Here is a 15,516-nt window from a genome sequence, read left to right as displayed (position 1 = left end):
CCCGCCGGACCTTAAGGGCCACAGCAAGATGAAAACTCTGTGACCGCATCATGCGCCGCCTTCGCAAGCCGGTGACGCCCTTGCGGCCGGGCCGGCACGCCAAAGCCATCGTGCATGGCGGCATGCGGCAGCTTCGATTGACACGGGCCTCGCCGGCGCTACGGTCTCGCGCAGAAGAAGAAACAAGGCAAAGGAATCGCCGTGACACGCGTCATCGCGACGTGAGTGGAGTCGCGCGGTCTTCGGCGCTCGCGCCATTTCGCATCCGCAACTATCGCTTCCAGTGGCCGTCCGACCTGCTCACCTCCTGGGCATTCGAGGTCGAGACGCTGGTGCTCGGCTGGTACATCCTGGTCGAGACCGGCTCGGTGCTGCTGCTCACCGTGCTTGCATCGCTCCAGTTCGTCGGGACATTGGTCGCGCCGGTGTTCGGCATGATCGGCGACCGCATGGGCCATCGCGATCTCCTGGTCGCGATGCGTCTTGCCTATACGGTGCTCTCGTCGACCATCATGGTTCTGGCGCTGACCGGTCATCTGTCGCCGCTGAGCGTCATGATCATCGTCGCGGTCATGGGCCTGATCCGCCCTTCGGATCTCGGCGTTCGGGGCGCGTTGCTCGCCGAGATCATGCCGGCCGAGCAGCTGGTGGGCGCCATCAGCGTTGCGCGCACGACCCAGGACAGTGCCCGCATCGCCGGAGCGTTGACGGGCGCCGGGCTGTTTGCCCTCCTCGGCATCGGCCTCGTCTATGTGGCGATCGCCTGTCTCTACTTCTCCGCCGCGCTTCTCATGCTCTGCCTGACCCGGCCGAAAAGGATCGTCACCACGAGCGATCTTCCCGCCGACAGCCGCGCCGTTTCGCGATTGTTCGGCGACCTCAAGGAGGGGATCGTCTACGCCTGGAACGGCCCGGGAATGCGCGCGGCGCTCTGCGTCGCCTTTCTGGCCAACCTCACCGCTTTTCCTTTCACCGGCGGATTGCTGCCCTACATCGCGCGCGATATCTTTCAGACTGACCAGACCGGCCTCGGCTATCTCTCGGCGAGCTTCGCCGTCGGCTCGCTGATCGGCTCGATCACGCTGAGCCTCGTCAGCGGACTGCGCATTGCCCGGCTCCTGATCGGCGCGACGCTGGCCTGGTACGCCATGCTGCTGGTCTTCGTCGAGGTCAGGACCATGCCGGTGGCGATGGCCTGCCTCGTTCTCGCAGGTATAGCGCAGAGCATGTCGATGATCTCGGCAGCCGTGATCCTGATGCGAACGGCGAGCGCGCATCTGCGCGGCCGCGTGATGGGCGTCCGCATGATGGTGATCTATGGCCTGCCGCTCGGACTGCTTGCCGCCGGCAGCCTGATCGACATCATCGGCTATTCCGCGACCGGCTCGCTTTATGCCGCCTCGGGAATCATCGCGATGCTGGCGATTGCGATCCGCTGGCGCGCTGACCTCTGGCCGGCGCACGCCCCCGCCAATGCGCGCTAGTCCCCATACCCGCGCAGCCGCTCGATATCGAGGATGGTGACGCCGCCATATTCCAGCCGCAGCAGCCCCTCCTTCTCCAGCCGGTTCAGCGCGCGATTGGCGTTCTGGCGGGACATGCCGGAGAGCGCGCCGATCTCCTCCTGGGTGATCTCCAGATGCGCGGTCGATTCCGGATAGAGGATCGGGTTGTACAGCGAGGCAATACTGCGGGCGAGGCGCGCGGTGGCATCCAGCGTGCGGTTGACCTCGAGCATGCCGATGAACTGGCCGAGCCGTTCGTTGAGCTGGCGCACCAGAAAGCGGTTGAAGCCGACGCTGTTCTCGAACAGCCACATGAAGGCGCTGCGTTCCATCAGGGCGACGCGGCTGTCGCGTAGCGCGACCACGTCATAGCGGCGCGGCTCGTTCTTGAGCACGCTGCCCTCGCCGAACCAGGCCCCTGCCGTCAGCCCGGCAAGGCTGGTCTCCTTGCCGTCCCGCGAGACCCCGCCCATGCGGGCAAGGCCGCCCACCATGCCAGCCCAATAGGCAAAAATATCGCCGCGCATGAACACGGTCTCGCCGGTGCCGTATGAGCGCTCCGTGATTCCGGCGCGCGCGACCTCGATCTCCGCTTGCGTGAGCTCGCGCGACCAGGCGGCGACGCGCTTCAGATGCTCTTCTGAAATCATGATCTCGCCGCCAGCCGCACCGTTTCGTCGCTCCGCCTTCTGCTGCAATGCAACATGATGATTTCGACCGCCATCCGACGAAAGATGAAGGCCACCGCCGCCCGGCAAACTTTGTCGCAGAATTGTCAGCCGGGAGACATTTCAAAATAGCGCTTTCCCCTATTGAGGACCACCTCGGGTGATGCGGCTTTTGATCCCAAACGGGAACGAGAGTGGCGCGGCTCCGGTCGAGACCATCTGCTGCATGGCCTCACCGGCACCACCGTACTAGGATCACCGGGCAGGAACGGACGAAGAGCGCCGCTAAAGTGCGCCATCACCGGGAGGGTTTGGTTTGGTGGCTACCAGTCTTGAAGTGCGCGGCGTGTCCCTGCGATTCGGCGGCGTCCGGGCGCTGACCGACGTCGGCTTCGCCATCAGGGAGGGCGAGCTGTTCTCGATCATCGGCCCCAACGGCGCCGGCAAGACCTCGATCGTGAACTGTATTTCCGGTCGCTACAAGCCGACCGAGGGCCAGCTGTTCTACCAGGGCCGCGACATCACCGATTTGACGCCGAATGCCCGCGCCTCGCTCGGCATCGGCCGCACCTTCCAGAACCTGGCGCTGTTCCACCACATGAGCGTGCTCGACAACATCATGGTCGGGCGTCATCACCTCCTGAAGAACAATTTCCTCACGGGCTCGCTGTACTGGCTCACCGGCGCGCGCAAGGAGGAGCTCGAGCACCGCCGCAAGGTCGAGGAGATCATCGACTTCCTCGACCTCCAGTCGGTGCGAAAAGCCACCGCCGGCACCCTCTCCTACGGCCTGCGCAAACGCGTGGAGCTCGCCCGCGCCATGGCGCTGGAGCCGCGCCTCATCCTCCTCGACGAGCCGATGGCCGGCATGAACTTCGAGGAGAAGGAGGACATGGCCCGCTACATCGTAGACCTCAACGAGGAGTTCGGGATGACGGTGGTGATGATCGAGCACGACATGGGCGTGGTGATGGACATCTCCCATCGCGTCATGGTGCTGGATTTCGGCAAGAAGATCGCCGAAGGCGATCCGGCGACCGTGCTCGCCGATCCCCACGTCAGGCGCGCCTATCTCGGCGAGGAGGACGAGGTGCTGGTCGATCCCGACGATGCTTCGCCAGCGCAGGAGAGCGCGGCATGATGGATTACGCAGGCCGGGTTGCCCAGGCCGACACCTATCCGAAAATGCTCCGGCTCAACGCGAAGGAGCACGGCAGCGAGATCGCATTGCGCGAAAAGGATCTCGGCCTCTGGCGGCTGTTCACCTGGAACGACTATCAGACCCGCGTGCGCGACTTTGCGCTCGGTCTTCTCGAAATGGGCCTTGGCCGCGGCGACGTCATCGGCATCATCGGTGACAACCGGCCGGACTGGGTCGCGGCGGAAGTGGCGACGCACGCCATTGGCGGCCTCAGCCTCGGACTTTATCGCGACGTGCTCGACGAGGAAGCCTCCTATCTCCTCAATTATGGCGAGGCGCAGCTCGTCTTCGCCGAGGACGAAGAACAGGTCGACAAGCTGCTCACCCTCGCCGAACGCGCGCCGAAGCTGAAGCACATCATCTATTCCGATCCGCGCGGAATGCGGAAATACGACGACCCGCGGCTGATGTCTGCGGAGACGTTTGCCGAGCTCGGCCGGGCACGTGCCGCGCGGGAGTCGGAGCTTTACGACAAGCTGGTCGATGCCACCAAGGGTGAGGACGTCGCGATTCTCTGCACGACGTCGGGCACCACGTCCCATCCCAAGCTTGCGATGCTCGCCGCCGGCCGCGTGCTCGGCCACTGCGCGACCTATCTCGCTTTCGACCCCAAGGGTCCCGACGACGAATACGTCTCGGTGCTGCCGCTGCCCTGGATCATGGAGCAGGTTTACGTGCTCGGCAAAGGCCTGTTGTGCCGAATGAAGGTCAACTTCGTCGAAGAGCCCGATACCATGATGAACGATCTGCGCGAGATCGCGCCGACGTTCGTGCTGTTCGCGCCGCGCGTCTGGGAATCCATCGCCGCCGACGTCCGCGCCAGGGTGATGGATGCGACGCCCTTCAAGCAGCGCCTGTTCGACATCGGCATGAAGAGCGGCCTCGCCGCGCTCGAACACGGCAAGCGCTCTGGCCTTGCCGACGCGATCCTGTTCCGCGCCTTGCGCGATCGCCTCGGCTTTACCCGGCTGCGCTCGGCCGCGACCGGCGGCGCGGCGCTCGGCCCCGAGACCTTCAAGTTCTTCCAGGCCATGGGCGTACCGCTGCGCACGCTTTACGGCCAGACCGAGCTGCTGGGGGCTTATACCTTGCACCCCGAGGGCAAGGTCGATCCTGACACCACCGGCGTGCCGATGTCCGACGATGTCGAGATCCGCATCGACAATGCCGACGTCCACGGCGTCGGCGAGATCGTGGTGCGGCACCCCAACATGTTCCTCGGCTATTACAAGAATCCCGAGGCCAGCGTCGCCGACATCAGGGACGGCTGGATGCTGTCCGGCGATGCCGGCTATTTCAACGCGAACCAGCAGCTCGTCGTCATCGACCGCATCAAGGATCTTGCCGAGACCTCGCGCGGCGAGCGCTTCTCGCCGCAGTTCATCGAGAACAAGCTGAAATTTTCGCCCTATATCGCCGAAGCCGTGGTGCTGGGCGCCGGCCGCGACGCGCTCGCGGCGATGATCTGCATCCGCTACTCCATCATCTCGAAATGGGCGGAGAAGAACCGCCTCTCCTTCACGACCTACAGCGACCTCGCCTCGCGGCCTGAAGTCTATACGCTGCTTCAGAAGGAGGTCGAGACCGTCAACGCCACGCTGCCGCCGGCCCAGCGCATCTCGCGCTTCCTGCTGCTCTACAAGGAGCTCGACGCCGACGACGGCGAGCTCACCCGCACAAGAAAGGTGCGCCGCAGCGTCATCAACGAGAAATACGCCGGGATCATCGATGCCATCTACCGCGGCGATGCCGACATCCCCGTCGACACCGTGATCCGCTTCCAGGACGGCACCACGCAACGCGTCCGCACGACGCTGCGCGTGGTGGATCTCGGCGGGCATGGGCACATGGCGGAGGCGGCGGAGTGAAACAGATTTTCGTCATGCGCGGGCTTGACCCGCGCATCCATCCTCTTCCGAGCAAACTACTTTCCACATCGATGGATTGCCGGGTCAAGCCAGGCAATGACGAGCCGGGTCAGCCGACATGAACACCGCCTTCCTCATCCAGCTCCTGGTCAACGGCCTCGTGGTCGGCACGCTCTACGGCGTGGTCGCGATGTCGTTCGTGCTGATCTACAAGGCGACGCAGGTCGTCAATTTCGCACAAGGCGAGCTGCTGCTGGTCGGCGCCTGGGTGTGCTGGGCCCTGCTGGCGAAGTACCAGGTGCCGTTCTGGATCGGCATGCCGATGACGCTGGTGTTCATGTTCGTGTTCGGCATCGCAGTCCAGGTCCTGATCCTGCGGCCGATGATCGGCGAGCCCATCATCTCGGTGATCATGGTGACGATCGGGCTCTCAACCGTGCTGCAGGCGACGCTGAAATGGATGTTCGGCGTCAATCCGCAGCCGTTCCCGCGCGTGTTCGAGAGCCAGTCGGTCAGCCTGTTCGGCCTCCAGATCCAGACCGTCTATGTCATGAGCCTGGTGGTGTCGGTCGCGATGATGATCGGCATGGCCTGGTTCTTCCGCGCCTCCAAATATGGTCTTGCGATGCGCGCCACCGCGTTCAACCAGCAGGTGGCGCAGTCGCTCGGCATTTCCGTGAAAAGCGTGTTCGCGATGGCCTGGGCGATCTCGGCAACGGTGTCGGCGGTGGCAGGCGTCGTCGTCGCGGTCGTGAACGGCGTGTCCTCGGGCCTTGCCGGCTACGGCATCAAAGTGTTTCCGGCGGCAATCCTCGGCGGACTCGACTCCGTCGGCGGCGCCGTGCTCGGCGGCATCATCATCGGCCTGCTCGAGAACGTCGCGCAATATGTCGACAGCGAATACCTGCACTGGGGCAATCTCTACGAGATCGCGCCGTTCTACGTCCTCATCATCGTGCTGATGATCAAGCCCTACGGGCTGTTCGGCACCCATGACATCGAGCGGATCTGACCCATGGCCGGCCCTGCCCTCATTCCTGCTGGTGATTTCCGCACCTCCTACGCGGCGGACACCACGATCTTCCCGACCACGACCAGCCGCAACTTCGCCATCGCGGGCGTGCTGCTGCTGTGCCTCGCGCCGCAATTCTTCAGCGGATACTGGCTCAGCATCCTGATCCAGATCGGCATCTTCTCGATCGCAGCACTCGGGCTCAACATCCTGGTCGGCTTCACCGGCCAGATCTCAATCGGGCACGCCGCCTTCTTCCTGCTCGGCGCCTTCACCTCGGCCTATATCTCCAACAACGCGCCGATCCCCGTATTCTTCGCGATCCCGCTCGCGGGCGTCGTCACCGCGCTGGTCGGGCTGATTTTCGGCATCCCGGCGGCGCGGCTGAAGGGGCTCTACCTCGTCATCGCAACGCTCGCCGCGCAATACATCCTGCTCGACTTCTTCTCCCGTGCCGAATGGTTCTCGGGCGGCTCGGTGCCGGCGAGCGCAAACCCGTTCTCGATCTTCGGCTACACGCTGCGCGGCGACAAACAATATTTCTACGTCGTGCTGGCCTATGTGCTGGCGAGCTACATCCTCGTCACCAATCTGATGCGCACCCGCGACGGCCGCGCGCTGGTGGCGATCCGCGACCATTATCTCTCCGCCGAGATCATGGGCATCAACCTGACGAAATACCGCACGCTGTCGTTCGGGCTCGCCGCCTTTTTCGCCGGCATCGCCGGCGCCCTTTACGCGCACTACCAGCTCGTGGTGTCGCAGGAGGGCTTCGGCATCGAGCGCTCGATCCTGTTTCTCGCCATGATCATCATCGGCGGCACCGGCTCGATCATGGGCACGCTGATGGGCACCGCTTTCGTGGTGCTCCTGCCCGAGGGGATGGAGTTCATCAGCCACTATTTGAAGGGCGGCGCGATCGACAAGGCGCTGTCGCTCAACACCAACATCACTTTCCTGCGCGAGATCGCGATCGGGGTGATCATCATCGCATTCCTGATGTTCGAGCCTGACGGGCTCGCGCATCGCTGGCGGCAGATCAAGGCATACTGGAAACTCTACCCGTTCTCGCATTGAGCGCGGGCAACTTCACTTAAACAATAAACAGGAGGAACCGACCCATGACGATGAAGTCCCTTTTGAGCACCGCATCGCTCACGATCGCGATCGCCGCATTTTCGGCCGGTGCGCAGGCGCAGATCGCGATCGGACATCTCGCCGACTATTCCGGCGGCACCTCCGACGTCGGCACGCCCTTTGGCCAGGCCGTCGCCGACACCTTCGCCTGGGTCAACAAGAACGGCGGCGTCGGCGGCAAGCAGCTCAACGTCGACACCAACGACTATGGCTACCAGGTGCCGCGCGCGATCGCGCTCTACAAGAAGTGGTCGGCGCCGGATAGCAAGGTTGCCGCGATCATGGGCTGGGGCACCGCCGATACCGAGGCGCTGACCGGCTTCCTCGCCCAGGACAAGATTCCCGACATGTCCGGCTCCTATGCCGCCGCCCTCACCGATCCCGAAGGCGTGAGCGGCAAGGCCAAGCCCGCGCCCTACAATTTCTTCTATGGCCCGAGCTATTCGGACTCGCTGCGCGCAATGCTGATGTGGGCCGCTGAGGATTGGAAGACCAAGGGCAAGTCCGGCAAGCCGAAGTTCGTGCACATGGGCGCCAACCATCCCTATCCGAACGCCCCGAAGGCTGCCGGTGAAGCGATGGCGCAGGAGCTCGGCTTCGAGGTGCTGCCGCCGCTGGTGTTCGCGCTCGCGCCGGGTGACTACAGCGCGCAGTGCCTGAGCTTGAAATCCTCGGGCGCCAACTACGCCTATCTCGGCAACACCGCCGCCTCCAACATCTCGGTGATGAAGGCCTGCAAGACCGCCGGCGTCGAGATCCAGTTCATGGGCAATGTCTGGGGCATGGACGAGAACGCCGCCAAGACGGCCGGCGATGCCGCCAACGGTGTGATCTTCCCCTTGCGCACCGCGGTGAGCTGGGGCGGCGATGCGCCCGGCATGAAGACGGTGATGGAAATCTCGAAGATGTCCGATGCCAGCGGCAAGGTCTATCGTCCCGTGCACTACATCGCGGCAGTCTGCTCGGCGCTGTACATGAAGGAGGCGATCGACTGGGCCGCCAAGAACGGCGGCCCCACCGGAGACAACGTCGCCAAGGGCTTTTACCAGAAGAAGGATTGGGTGCCGGCGGGAATGGAAGGCGTCTGCAATCCCTCGACCTGGACCGACAAGGACCATCGCGGCACGCTGAAGGTCGATCTCTATCGCACCAAGATCTCGGGCGCGACCGACGGCGACCTCAACGATCTCATGGCCAAGGGCACGATCAAGCTCGAGAAGGTCAAGACTGTCGAGCTGCCGCGCAAGCCGGAATTGCTGGGCTGGTGAGGCAAACTCAAGACGTCATGGCCGGGTTTGTCCCGGCCATCCACGTCTGAGCTCACGGCATGAAGTACGTGGATGCCCGGGACAAGCCCGGGCATGACGGGCGTAGCTATTTGGTAGGCACACCAATGACCGACACTCTCGAAGCATCCCGCACCAAGCCGACGGCCGTCTCCGCGCCGCCCCTCCTCGCCGTGCGCAACATCGAGGTCGTCTATGACGACGTCATCCTGGTGCTGCGCGGCCTCAGTCTCGACGTGCCCAAGGGCGCGATCGTGGCGCTGCTGGGCGCCAACGGCGCCGGCAAGTCGACGACGCTCAAGGCGATCTCGGGGCTGCTCAAGACCGAGGACGGCGAGGTCACGCGCGGCGAAATCGTGTTCGAAAACGAGCGGATTGACGGCATTGACCCCGACAAGATCGTCCGCCGCGGCATCTTCCAGGTGATGGAGGGGCGGCGCATCGTCGCCGACATGACGTCCCTGGAGAACCTCAAGCTCGGGGCCTTCACCCGCAGGGATCGCGAGGTCGACGCCGACCTCGACATGGTCTTCAATTATTTCCCGCGCCTGAAAGAGCGTACCGGCCTTGCCGGTTACCTCTCCGGCGGCGAGCAGCAGATGCTCGCGATCGGCCGGGCGCTCATGGCGCGCCCAAAGATGATCCTGATGGACGAGCCCTCCATGGGCCTGTCGCCGCTGCTGGTGAAAGAGGTGTTCTCGATCATCCAGAAAATCAACCGCGACCTCGGCGTCACCATCCTCCTGGTCGAGCAGAACGCGCGCGCCGCGCTGTCGGTGGCGAGCCACGGCTACATCATGGAGCAGGGCAAGGTCGTGCTCGACGGCACCGCCGACGAATTGCGCGACAACGAGGATGTCAAGGAATTCTACCTCGGCGGCGCCGGCGACCAACGCAAGAGCTTCAAGAATCTCAAGAGCTTCAAGCGGCGCAAGCGCTGGCTTTGACATAGCGTTTTCAAGCGAAGTGGGACCGGTTCGCGTGAAGAAAACGCGTCAAAACAAGAGACATTTACTCCAGCACCTGCTCCGCTTCCGTGACTGCGCAGAGAACATGATAGAACGACGACGCGGGAATGGTGTCGATCAGCGACTTGCCGTCGCGATCGAACTGGTCGTACCAGCCGCCCCTCACGGGATGGCTGAGATAATGCCGTTCGAGCCGCACCAGCGCCGCACGCGCCTCGTCCGCTGCGCCCGCCTCGCCGGACTCGGCCTGCGCGATCCACGCCTTCACGATCTCGGTCTGCGGCCACAGCCGGCGCGTGCTGCGGCGGATATTGCCGACGTCGTCCCCCTCGTCGATCAGGCAGCCGGTGGCCGCGTCGCGATAGCGCAGCGCGGTCGCCAGGAGTTCGGCGCGCCGCTGTCCGGTCGGACATCCCGTGATGCGTTCGAACCCTTTCAGCAGCCAGACCCATTCCGCCTGGTGCCCCGGCTCGACGCTGACCGGCTCGATCTTCGACCAGTCCTCCTCGAAATACTCCGTCAGGATGCGCCTCTGCTTGTCGTAGAGATTGGCCAGGAACAGCGCGAAGAATTCGCCGGCACGGTTCTGGAACGACAAATCGTGAGTCGCGTCGAAACACGCGATCATCGCCTCGAACAGATGCATGTGCGGGTTCTGCCGGCGCGGCAGCGAGACCGGAAGGCCTTCGTGCACGCCCCCATGCGGCGAGCGGAGGTGGCCGTCGAGGAAAGCCAGCAGCGCGTCGATCTCGGCACGAACTTGCGCGTCCTGGTCGAGCGCGTAGACGCTCGCGAGCGCGAACAGGATGAAGGCGTGGTCGTAGGCGTCGCGCCGGCCGTCGAGCACCGTGCCCTCCGGCGTCAGCCGGTGCACATAGCCCGGTCGTCCGTCAGGCGCTTTGGCTTTGGCCAGCAGATGCTCCAGTCCCTTCAGCGCGATTGCGCGCCCCTCAGGATACCAGCCCATCTGCGCAGCCTTGGCGTAGCACCAGATCTGGCGCGCCTGAACGAACACGCGCCGCGGCGCGGCCGTATCCGCGGTGCCGTCGCGGTGCAGCCGGTCGATGAAGCCGCCCGCGGCAGGATCCCAGCCGATCGTCGACCACAGCGGCAGCGCCTCGTCGACCATGCGGCGCTTCAGGCGCGCGACGACATCGGCAGCCTCATCCGCCGCAATGTTTCCTACGTCCGCCATCGGGTCCCCTCTAAGCCTCACCAATGGCGGTCTGATACCCATGCCGGTGGCGGCGCGCAACGGATGCCAACACGGAAAGAACAGCCATGACCGCCCATTACGACGCCCGCGAGACGCGTGAGCCAGCAGCGCGCGAGGCCGATCTGTTCTCCCGCCTGCCGGAAGTGCTGCGAGCCGCGATAGCCGCCCCGGCCTATGCCGAGCGGCTGAGAGGTCTCGATACCGCCGCCGTGACCTCCAGAGCGGCACTGGCGGGCCTGCCGGTGTTGCGCAAGTCGGAACTGCCCGCCCTGCACAAGGCCTCTGCGCCCTTTGGAGGCTTCGTGGCGGCAGCCCCCGGGTCGTTCGCCCGCCTCTTCACCTCCCCCGGCCCGATCTTTGAGCCCGAGGGCCGGCAGGCCGACCCCTGGCGCGGTGCGCGGGCGCTGTTCGCGGCCGGGTTCCGCCCCGATGACGTCGTCCTCAACACCTTCAGCTACCACCTCACCCCCGGGGGCTTCATCTTCGATGCCTCGGCGCGTGCGCTCGGCTGCGCCGTGATCCCGGCAGGGCCCGGCAATACCGAGCAACAATTCGAGCTGATCGAGGCCTATCGGCCGGTTGGCTACAGCGGCACGCCGGATTTCCTGAAGATATTGCTCGATGCCGCGGCGAGTTCAGGCCGCGACGTCTCCTCGATCAAGCGCGCGCTGGTCTCGGGTGCCGCGTTCCCGCCCTCGCTCCAGGCCGAGATCAAGGCGCGCGGCATCGACGCCTACCAGGCTTTCGGCACCGCCGATCTCGGCCTCATCGCGTTCGAGACCGAGGCTCGTGAAGGCATGGTCGTCAACGAGGACTTGATCCTGGAGATCGTCAAGCCCGGCACCGGCGATCCCGTGGCGCCCGGCGACGTCGGGGAGATCGTGGTGACGTCGCTCGACCCGCATCATCCCTGGATCCGGCTCGCTCTCGGCGACCTCACCGCAGCGCTGCCGGGCGCGAGTGCTTGCGGTCGCACCAACATGCGCATCAAGGGCTGGATGGGCCGCGCCGACCAGACCACCAAGGTCAAGGGCATGTTCGTCCGTCCCGAGCAGATCGCCGAGATCGGCAAGCGGCATTCCGAGCTCGGAAGACTGCGTCTCGTCGTCACGCGAGAGGGCGAAACCGACGCCATGACACTGAAAGCGGAAACGGCGACCGCGAACGACACCTTGCGCGAAGAGGTTGCGGCCAGCTTGCGCGCCGTGACGAAACTCGGTGGAAGCGTCGATCTGGTCGGTCCCGGCGCGCTGCCGAACGACGGCAAGGTGATCGCCGACGAACGCTAAGAGGCCCTCGCAAAAACCTCAATTTCACTTTGAACACACCACTTTGAACACAGTTTTGTGCAGGAGAGACACCGCCTTAGCGGGTTCATGGCGCAGCACCGCATCTCAACCGCCTGATTTATTGACTCGATTGGGTTCGTTCTGCGCAAACGTGATATTAATGGTGCTCCCTTACCGTGTTCTGGGCCGCGACCTCGGATAGCGCCCGATCCAACCTCGCATAGATCCGCGACTCATAGCGGTTGAGCTTGCGCAGCTCTGGCAGCAGCCGACCCACGACCTCGGCCTGGCGCTCAGCTTCCGAGGACACGAGTACCGGTTTGAGCCGCTCTGGTTTCTGCCGTTGCCGTCGCAATAGCGCTAGCAGGTAGCGCGACTCGGCCAAGCGCGCACGCATGAGCTCCGGCCCCACGGCGCCGAAGTCCAGCATGCGCTGGATGAGGTCGGCTTTGATCTGACGGATATGGGCGAGTTCGAGGTAGGCGCGCGCCGCGCTGAAGGCCGCTTCTAGAAGCTGTGGAGCGCTGCTGCCCGCAAGGATAGCTAGAGCAAGGGATTTCACGGCTTCATCATCCGCAGTGCTCCCGGTGACAATGCTGAGGCCATGGCGTTGGGCGTTACCTGCCGCGCGCCGCTTACCCGCCGCCGTTCGCGGCCCCGTGCTCTTCTGCGCGTTCCGCCTGTTGGCCGCGATCTGACGTTCAGTCGCCATCGTCGCCACTGATCATGACAGCGGTGCCTTCGGCCGGATGCCTTGGCCTCGCCAAGCCGGCCCGGTAGTCCTCAAGCAGCTGCAGGTTTTTGTCGCGGCGCGAACTCAATTCAGCCAACCGGCGATTGATCTCACCCAGCTCAAACAAGCAATGGCGAAAGGCCTCCGCATCGATACTGGCCTCCGACATCCCATATTTGCGTAAGATGTTTGTGACTTTGTTGCGCACCCCTTTGTTGGTAAATGACCGCTCGGCCAAATCATCGATGTCGGCAGCGCCGCTGGCATTTAGCACGATGCTCAACAGGCTTTTCAGTGCCGGACGGCGGGCGGAAGTAAGGATCAGATCCTTGAATCCACGAAGTCGCTGCGTTTCCCATTCGCCATGGATGATCTCGCAGCTCCACATCTCTTCAATGGCGCACCTCGGTTTGAGCTCCGCAACAATCGCTTCACGCATCACCCTAAAGTGCGCCTGAGATTCAGACGGCAGCAAGCGCGGCTCATAGATGAGTGCGGGCTCGGCACCCTGATCCGATCGGCTCATCGGCTCATCCTCCGCTTGGTTGAACGCATGGCGACACTCGGTTGAGATGCACCTTTAGCCGGCCAGCACCTTGGAGCGCGCAAAGCCTTGAAAGCATTTCCGATGAATTGGTAAGCCCAGTCGGTTCTTCGCTGTAGGCTTATTCCCATGTTCCTCTAACTCCTTCGCGGGACTTGCGCGCCGGCGTGGCCTGTCGTTCCGGCCGCCGCGTAAGCGGTAGCAGGCGGGCTCGACATTCTCTGCGCGTTGCGGCGCAATCCGAGGTCAATCAGGAAAAAATAGCAGGGACAGGAATCTTGACGTAGCGGAAAAAACCCGGCGCGCAAGGGATTCCGTTAAAAAAATTTGCATTCTCGGAAATTCAACCCAACTAACAGAGGGCAGCAACAGCACGATACGCGCTGTCGGGAGAACCTGGTGGCGAAGCGATCATTGCCGAAGCGGTCATTGCCGAAACGGTCGTCAACGAAGCCGATCCCTTCCTTGCCGAAGCCGTTATTGCCGAAACCAGCCCTGCCGAAGGCGTCCTTACCGATGCTATCGGGCCAATCATCCACCAAAGCTTTCAGCTTCCGCGCATCCATAACGGCAACGATGATTGGAAAAGACTTCGCGGCTCCCGATCCGCTCGCACGCCTGCTTGCGTTCATGAATGATGAGCGTCTCCCGCGAATGACGCGCGAGAGGATCGCGGCAACGATCGCGCCGTATTTCCATCCTAAGCTGAAGCCCATTCCGGCGAGCGCTGCCCCGGATTATTTTGGACCAAGCGCCCCACACGATCAGGCGGACTCTTATGAGAACTCGGTTCAATCTGCGGAATCTGTTGAGCGATATCGATTGAAATTTGCCCGCCTGCGCGCCGAATTGGCGCTCGATCCCAGCCTCGCAAGCGCGAGCAAGGCTGGCCGGCGGCGGTCCTGACCAATTGAGCGGGTTCAGGGCTCCTCACCCGGGATCGGGCGACCACTACGCAGCTTGACACCGACGCCGCGGCCATTCTCGTCGATGAAATCGACGCCGGCCGCCTCCAGGGTTCGCCGCACCACGATCAGGGTCGCGCGCCGCGGCTGAGTGAAACCGGCCTCGAGCTGGCGAACGGTGACGATGCCGACCTGCGCCTCATCGGCCAATCGTTGCTGGCTCCAGTCCAGCAATCCTCGCGCGGCCCGGCATTGCTCCGGCGTGATCATCGGCATGTCACCATGGCGTTGTTTTCCACTGTTTCTGTCGAAAAATGATTGATTAATCGTTACCGTCTGATAAGATCGCTTCTGTTTAAAAAAGATATTTCGGGAGGATGTTGATGGATAGCCGAGCATTTCCGCCAAGCCGCCGCGCTTTCATCGGCGGCTCGGACGCAAAGATCATCATGGGCGTCGATGAGGCCGCCTTGCTGCGGCTGTGGCAGGAGAAGCGCGGCGAACGGGAACACCAAGACCTGGGCAATGATCTGGTGGTGCAGCTCGGCTCCGTCACCGAGCCCCTCAACCGGCACTGGTACGAGACCCACACCGGGCACAAGGTAAGCGAGGTGCAGCGGCAGTTCTTCCATCCACTTCACCGCTGGATGGCCGCCACGCTCGACGGCCGGATCGAAGCCACGGGCGCGGTGTTCGAGGCCAAATTTATGCTGCCGTGGAATTTCTCGGAAGAGCTCGCGGCCGAAAAGCACATGTCGCAGCTGCAGCACAACATGTGGGTGACGGCATCGCGGACGGCGGTGTTGTCGGTCATTACCGGCGGCGGCAAGTGGGTGGAGATGACGGTCGGAGCCGATCCTCTCTACCAGCACCTGCTGTTGACTGCTGAGAAAAAATTCTGGCGTTGTGTGGAGAGCGGGGAGCCGCCCCGGCTGTTCGGCATCGAGCCGCCGAGAGCGCGCCTGCAAGCGGTGCGCGCGGTGGACATGAGCGCCTCCAACGCCTGGGCTGCTTTGGCGGTGGTGTTTCGCCGCACGCGCGACGCGGCGATCGACCATGAGCGGGCGAGAAGCGAACTGAAGGCCCTCGTGCCGGAAGATGCCCGAGAAGCGACCGGCCATGGGGTACGTGCCAAGCGGTCGAAATCCGGCGCCATCAGCTTTGAGCTGACCGGGCGTCCATAG

The 15,516-nt window shown here is 63.7% G+C and carries 15 protein-coding genes; 10 read left to right on the top strand and 5 right to left on the bottom strand.

The genetic code is table 11. The annotated features are described in order from the left end of the window. The first annotated feature begins 221 nt into the window (after nucleotides 1-221). Nucleotides 222-1,484 (top strand): MFS transporter, encoded by a 1,263-nt coding sequence (locus tag IVA81_RS34325; protein ID WP_247326520.1) that lies wholly within the window; start codon nucleotides 222-224, stop codon nucleotides 1,482-1,484. Here the strand turns inward: IVA81_RS34325 and IVA81_RS34320 are convergent. Beyond that, nucleotides 1,481-2,155, bottom strand: coding sequence for a Crp/Fnr family transcriptional regulator (locus IVA81_RS34320; protein WP_247326519.1), 675 nt, complete (start codon nucleotides 2,153-2,155; stop codon nucleotides 1,481-1,483). The two genes, IVA81_RS34325 and IVA81_RS34320, sit on opposite strands and share 4 nt — an antisense overlap. A gap of 337 nt (nucleotides 2,156-2,492) precedes the next feature. Here IVA81_RS34320 and IVA81_RS34315 point away from each other — a divergent pair, with 337 nt between their 5' ends. From IVA81_RS34315 to IVA81_RS34290, 6 genes are all read left to right on the top strand, one after another. Beyond that, a complete protein-coding gene (locus IVA81_RS34315; protein WP_247326517.1) occupies nucleotides 2,493-3,314 on the top strand; it encodes an ABC transporter ATP-binding protein in 822 nt (273 codons plus the stop codon). Next, the gene (locus IVA81_RS34310; protein ID WP_247326516.1) at nucleotides 3,311-5,242 is read left to right on the top strand and encodes a long-chain fatty acid--CoA ligase; all 1,932 of its coding nucleotides are present in this window, start codon (nucleotides 3,311-3,313) and stop codon (nucleotides 5,240-5,242) included. The genes IVA81_RS34315 and IVA81_RS34310 overlap by 4 nt, the downstream gene beginning before the upstream one ends. Before the next feature lie 118 nt (nucleotides 5,243-5,360). After that, a complete protein-coding gene (locus IVA81_RS34305) occupies nucleotides 5,361-6,254 on the top strand; it encodes a branched-chain amino acid ABC transporter permease (RefSeq protein WP_128918283.1) in 894 nt (297 codons plus the stop codon). 3 nt (nucleotides 6,255-6,257) lie between these two features. Further along, complete coding sequence (locus tag IVA81_RS34300) at nucleotides 6,258-7,331, top strand: branched-chain amino acid ABC transporter permease (RefSeq protein WP_247326515.1); 1,074 nt, start codon at nucleotides 6,258-6,260, stop codon at nucleotides 7,329-7,331. A gap of 44 nt (nucleotides 7,332-7,375) precedes the next feature. Continuing rightward, on the top strand, nucleotides 7,376-8,659 hold the full coding sequence (locus IVA81_RS34295; RefSeq protein ID WP_247326514.1) for an ABC transporter substrate-binding protein: 1,284 nt from the start codon (nucleotides 7,376-7,378) through the stop codon (nucleotides 8,657-8,659). A gap of 125 nt (nucleotides 8,660-8,784) precedes the next feature. Continuing rightward, nucleotides 8,785-9,624, top strand: a complete 840-nt coding sequence (locus IVA81_RS34290) for an ABC transporter ATP-binding protein (RefSeq protein ID WP_247326513.1) — start codon at nucleotides 8,785-8,787, stop codon at nucleotides 9,622-9,624. Between the two features lie 64 nt (nucleotides 9,625-9,688). On the opposite strand, the gene IVA81_RS34285 is transcribed toward IVA81_RS34290, so the two are convergent. Continuing rightward, nucleotides 9,689-10,840: an AGE family epimerase/isomerase gene (locus tag IVA81_RS34285; protein ID WP_247326512.1), complete on the bottom strand. Its 1,152-nt coding sequence runs from the start codon at nucleotides 10,838-10,840 to the stop codon at nucleotides 9,689-9,691. 86 nt (nucleotides 10,841-10,926) lie between these two features. On the opposite strand from IVA81_RS34285, the gene IVA81_RS34280 reads away from it, so the two are divergent. Continuing rightward, complete coding sequence (locus tag IVA81_RS34280) at nucleotides 10,927-12,150, top strand: AMP-binding protein (RefSeq protein WP_247326511.1); 1,224 nt, start codon at nucleotides 10,927-10,929, stop codon at nucleotides 12,148-12,150. A gap of 157 nt (nucleotides 12,151-12,307) precedes the next feature. Here IVA81_RS34280 and IVA81_RS34275 read toward each other — a convergent pair whose 3' ends face one another. Beyond that, nucleotides 12,308-12,862: a hypothetical protein gene (locus tag IVA81_RS34275; protein WP_247326510.1), complete on the bottom strand. Its 555-nt coding sequence runs from the start codon at nucleotides 12,860-12,862 to the stop codon at nucleotides 12,308-12,310. Continuing rightward, complete coding sequence (locus IVA81_RS34270) at nucleotides 12,852-13,409, bottom strand: hypothetical protein (RefSeq protein WP_247326509.1); 558 nt, start codon at nucleotides 13,407-13,409, stop codon at nucleotides 12,852-12,854. The genes IVA81_RS34275 and IVA81_RS34270 overlap by 11 nt, the downstream gene beginning before the upstream one ends. Before the next feature lie 417 nt (nucleotides 13,410-13,826). On the opposite strand from IVA81_RS34270, the gene IVA81_RS34265 reads away from it, so the two are divergent. After that, complete coding sequence (locus IVA81_RS34265) at nucleotides 13,827-14,333, top strand: hypothetical protein (protein ID WP_247326508.1); 507 nt, start codon at nucleotides 13,827-13,829, stop codon at nucleotides 14,331-14,333. 14 nt (nucleotides 14,334-14,347) lie between these two features. Here IVA81_RS34265 and IVA81_RS34260 read toward each other — a convergent pair whose 3' ends face one another. Then, a complete protein-coding gene (locus IVA81_RS34260; RefSeq protein WP_346659429.1) occupies nucleotides 14,348-14,731 on the bottom strand; it encodes a helix-turn-helix domain-containing protein in 384 nt (127 codons plus the stop codon). Here IVA81_RS34260 and IVA81_RS34255 point away from each other — a divergent pair. After that, on the top strand, nucleotides 14,716-15,516 hold the full coding sequence (locus tag IVA81_RS34255) for a YqaJ viral recombinase family protein (RefSeq protein ID WP_247326506.1): 801 nt from the start codon (nucleotides 14,716-14,718) through the stop codon (nucleotides 15,514-15,516). The two genes, IVA81_RS34260 and IVA81_RS34255, sit on opposite strands and share 16 nt — an antisense overlap.

Source organism: Bradyrhizobium sp. 141 (assembly GCF_023074055.1).
Taxonomy (GTDB): Bacteria; Pseudomonadota; Alphaproteobacteria; order Rhizobiales; family Xanthobacteraceae; genus Bradyrhizobium.
This window is presented reverse-complemented; position numbering and strand designations above follow the sequence as displayed.

Excerpts from the sequence above, each read along its gene's own strand:
- IVA81_RS34320 (WP_247326519.1), bottom strand. The coding sequence starts at position 2,155 with ATGATTTCAGAAGAGCATCTGAAGCGCGTCGCCGCCTGGTCGCGCGAG.
- IVA81_RS34310 (WP_247326516.1), top strand. The coding sequence starts at position 3,311 with ATGATGGATTACGCAGGCCGGGTTGCCCAGGCCGACACCTATCCGAAA.
- IVA81_RS34305 (WP_128918283.1), top strand. The coding sequence starts at position 5,361 with ATGAACACCGCCTTCCTCATCCAGCTCCTGGTCAACGGCCTCGTGGTC.
- IVA81_RS34300 (WP_247326515.1), top strand. The coding sequence starts at position 6,258 with ATGGCCGGCCCTGCCCTCATTCCTGCTGGTGATTTCCGCACCTCCTAC.
- IVA81_RS34295 (WP_247326514.1), top strand. The coding sequence starts at position 7,376 with ATGACGATGAAGTCCCTTTTGAGCACCGCATCGCTCACGATCGCGATC.
- IVA81_RS34290 (WP_247326513.1), top strand. The coding sequence starts at position 8,785 with ATGACCGACACTCTCGAAGCATCCCGCACCAAGCCGACGGCCGTCTCC.
- IVA81_RS34285 (WP_247326512.1), bottom strand. The coding sequence starts at position 10,840 with ATGGCGGACGTAGGAAACATTGCGGCGGATGAGGCTGCCGATGTCGTC.
- IVA81_RS34280 (WP_247326511.1), top strand. The coding sequence starts at position 10,927 with ATGACCGCCCATTACGACGCCCGCGAGACGCGTGAGCCAGCAGCGCGC.
- IVA81_RS34275 (WP_247326510.1), bottom strand. The coding sequence starts at position 12,862 with ATGGCGACTGAACGTCAGATCGCGGCCAACAGGCGGAACGCGCAGAAG.
- IVA81_RS34270 (WP_247326509.1), bottom strand. The coding sequence starts at position 13,409 with ATGAGCCGATCGGATCAGGGTGCCGAGCCCGCACTCATCTATGAGCCG.
- IVA81_RS34255 (WP_247326506.1), top strand. The coding sequence starts at position 14,716 with ATGGATAGCCGAGCATTTCCGCCAAGCCGCCGCGCTTTCATCGGCGGC.
- IVA81_RS34260 (WP_346659429.1), bottom strand. The coding sequence starts at position 14,731 with ATGCTCGGCTATCCATCAACATCCTCCCGAAATATCTTTTTTAAACAG.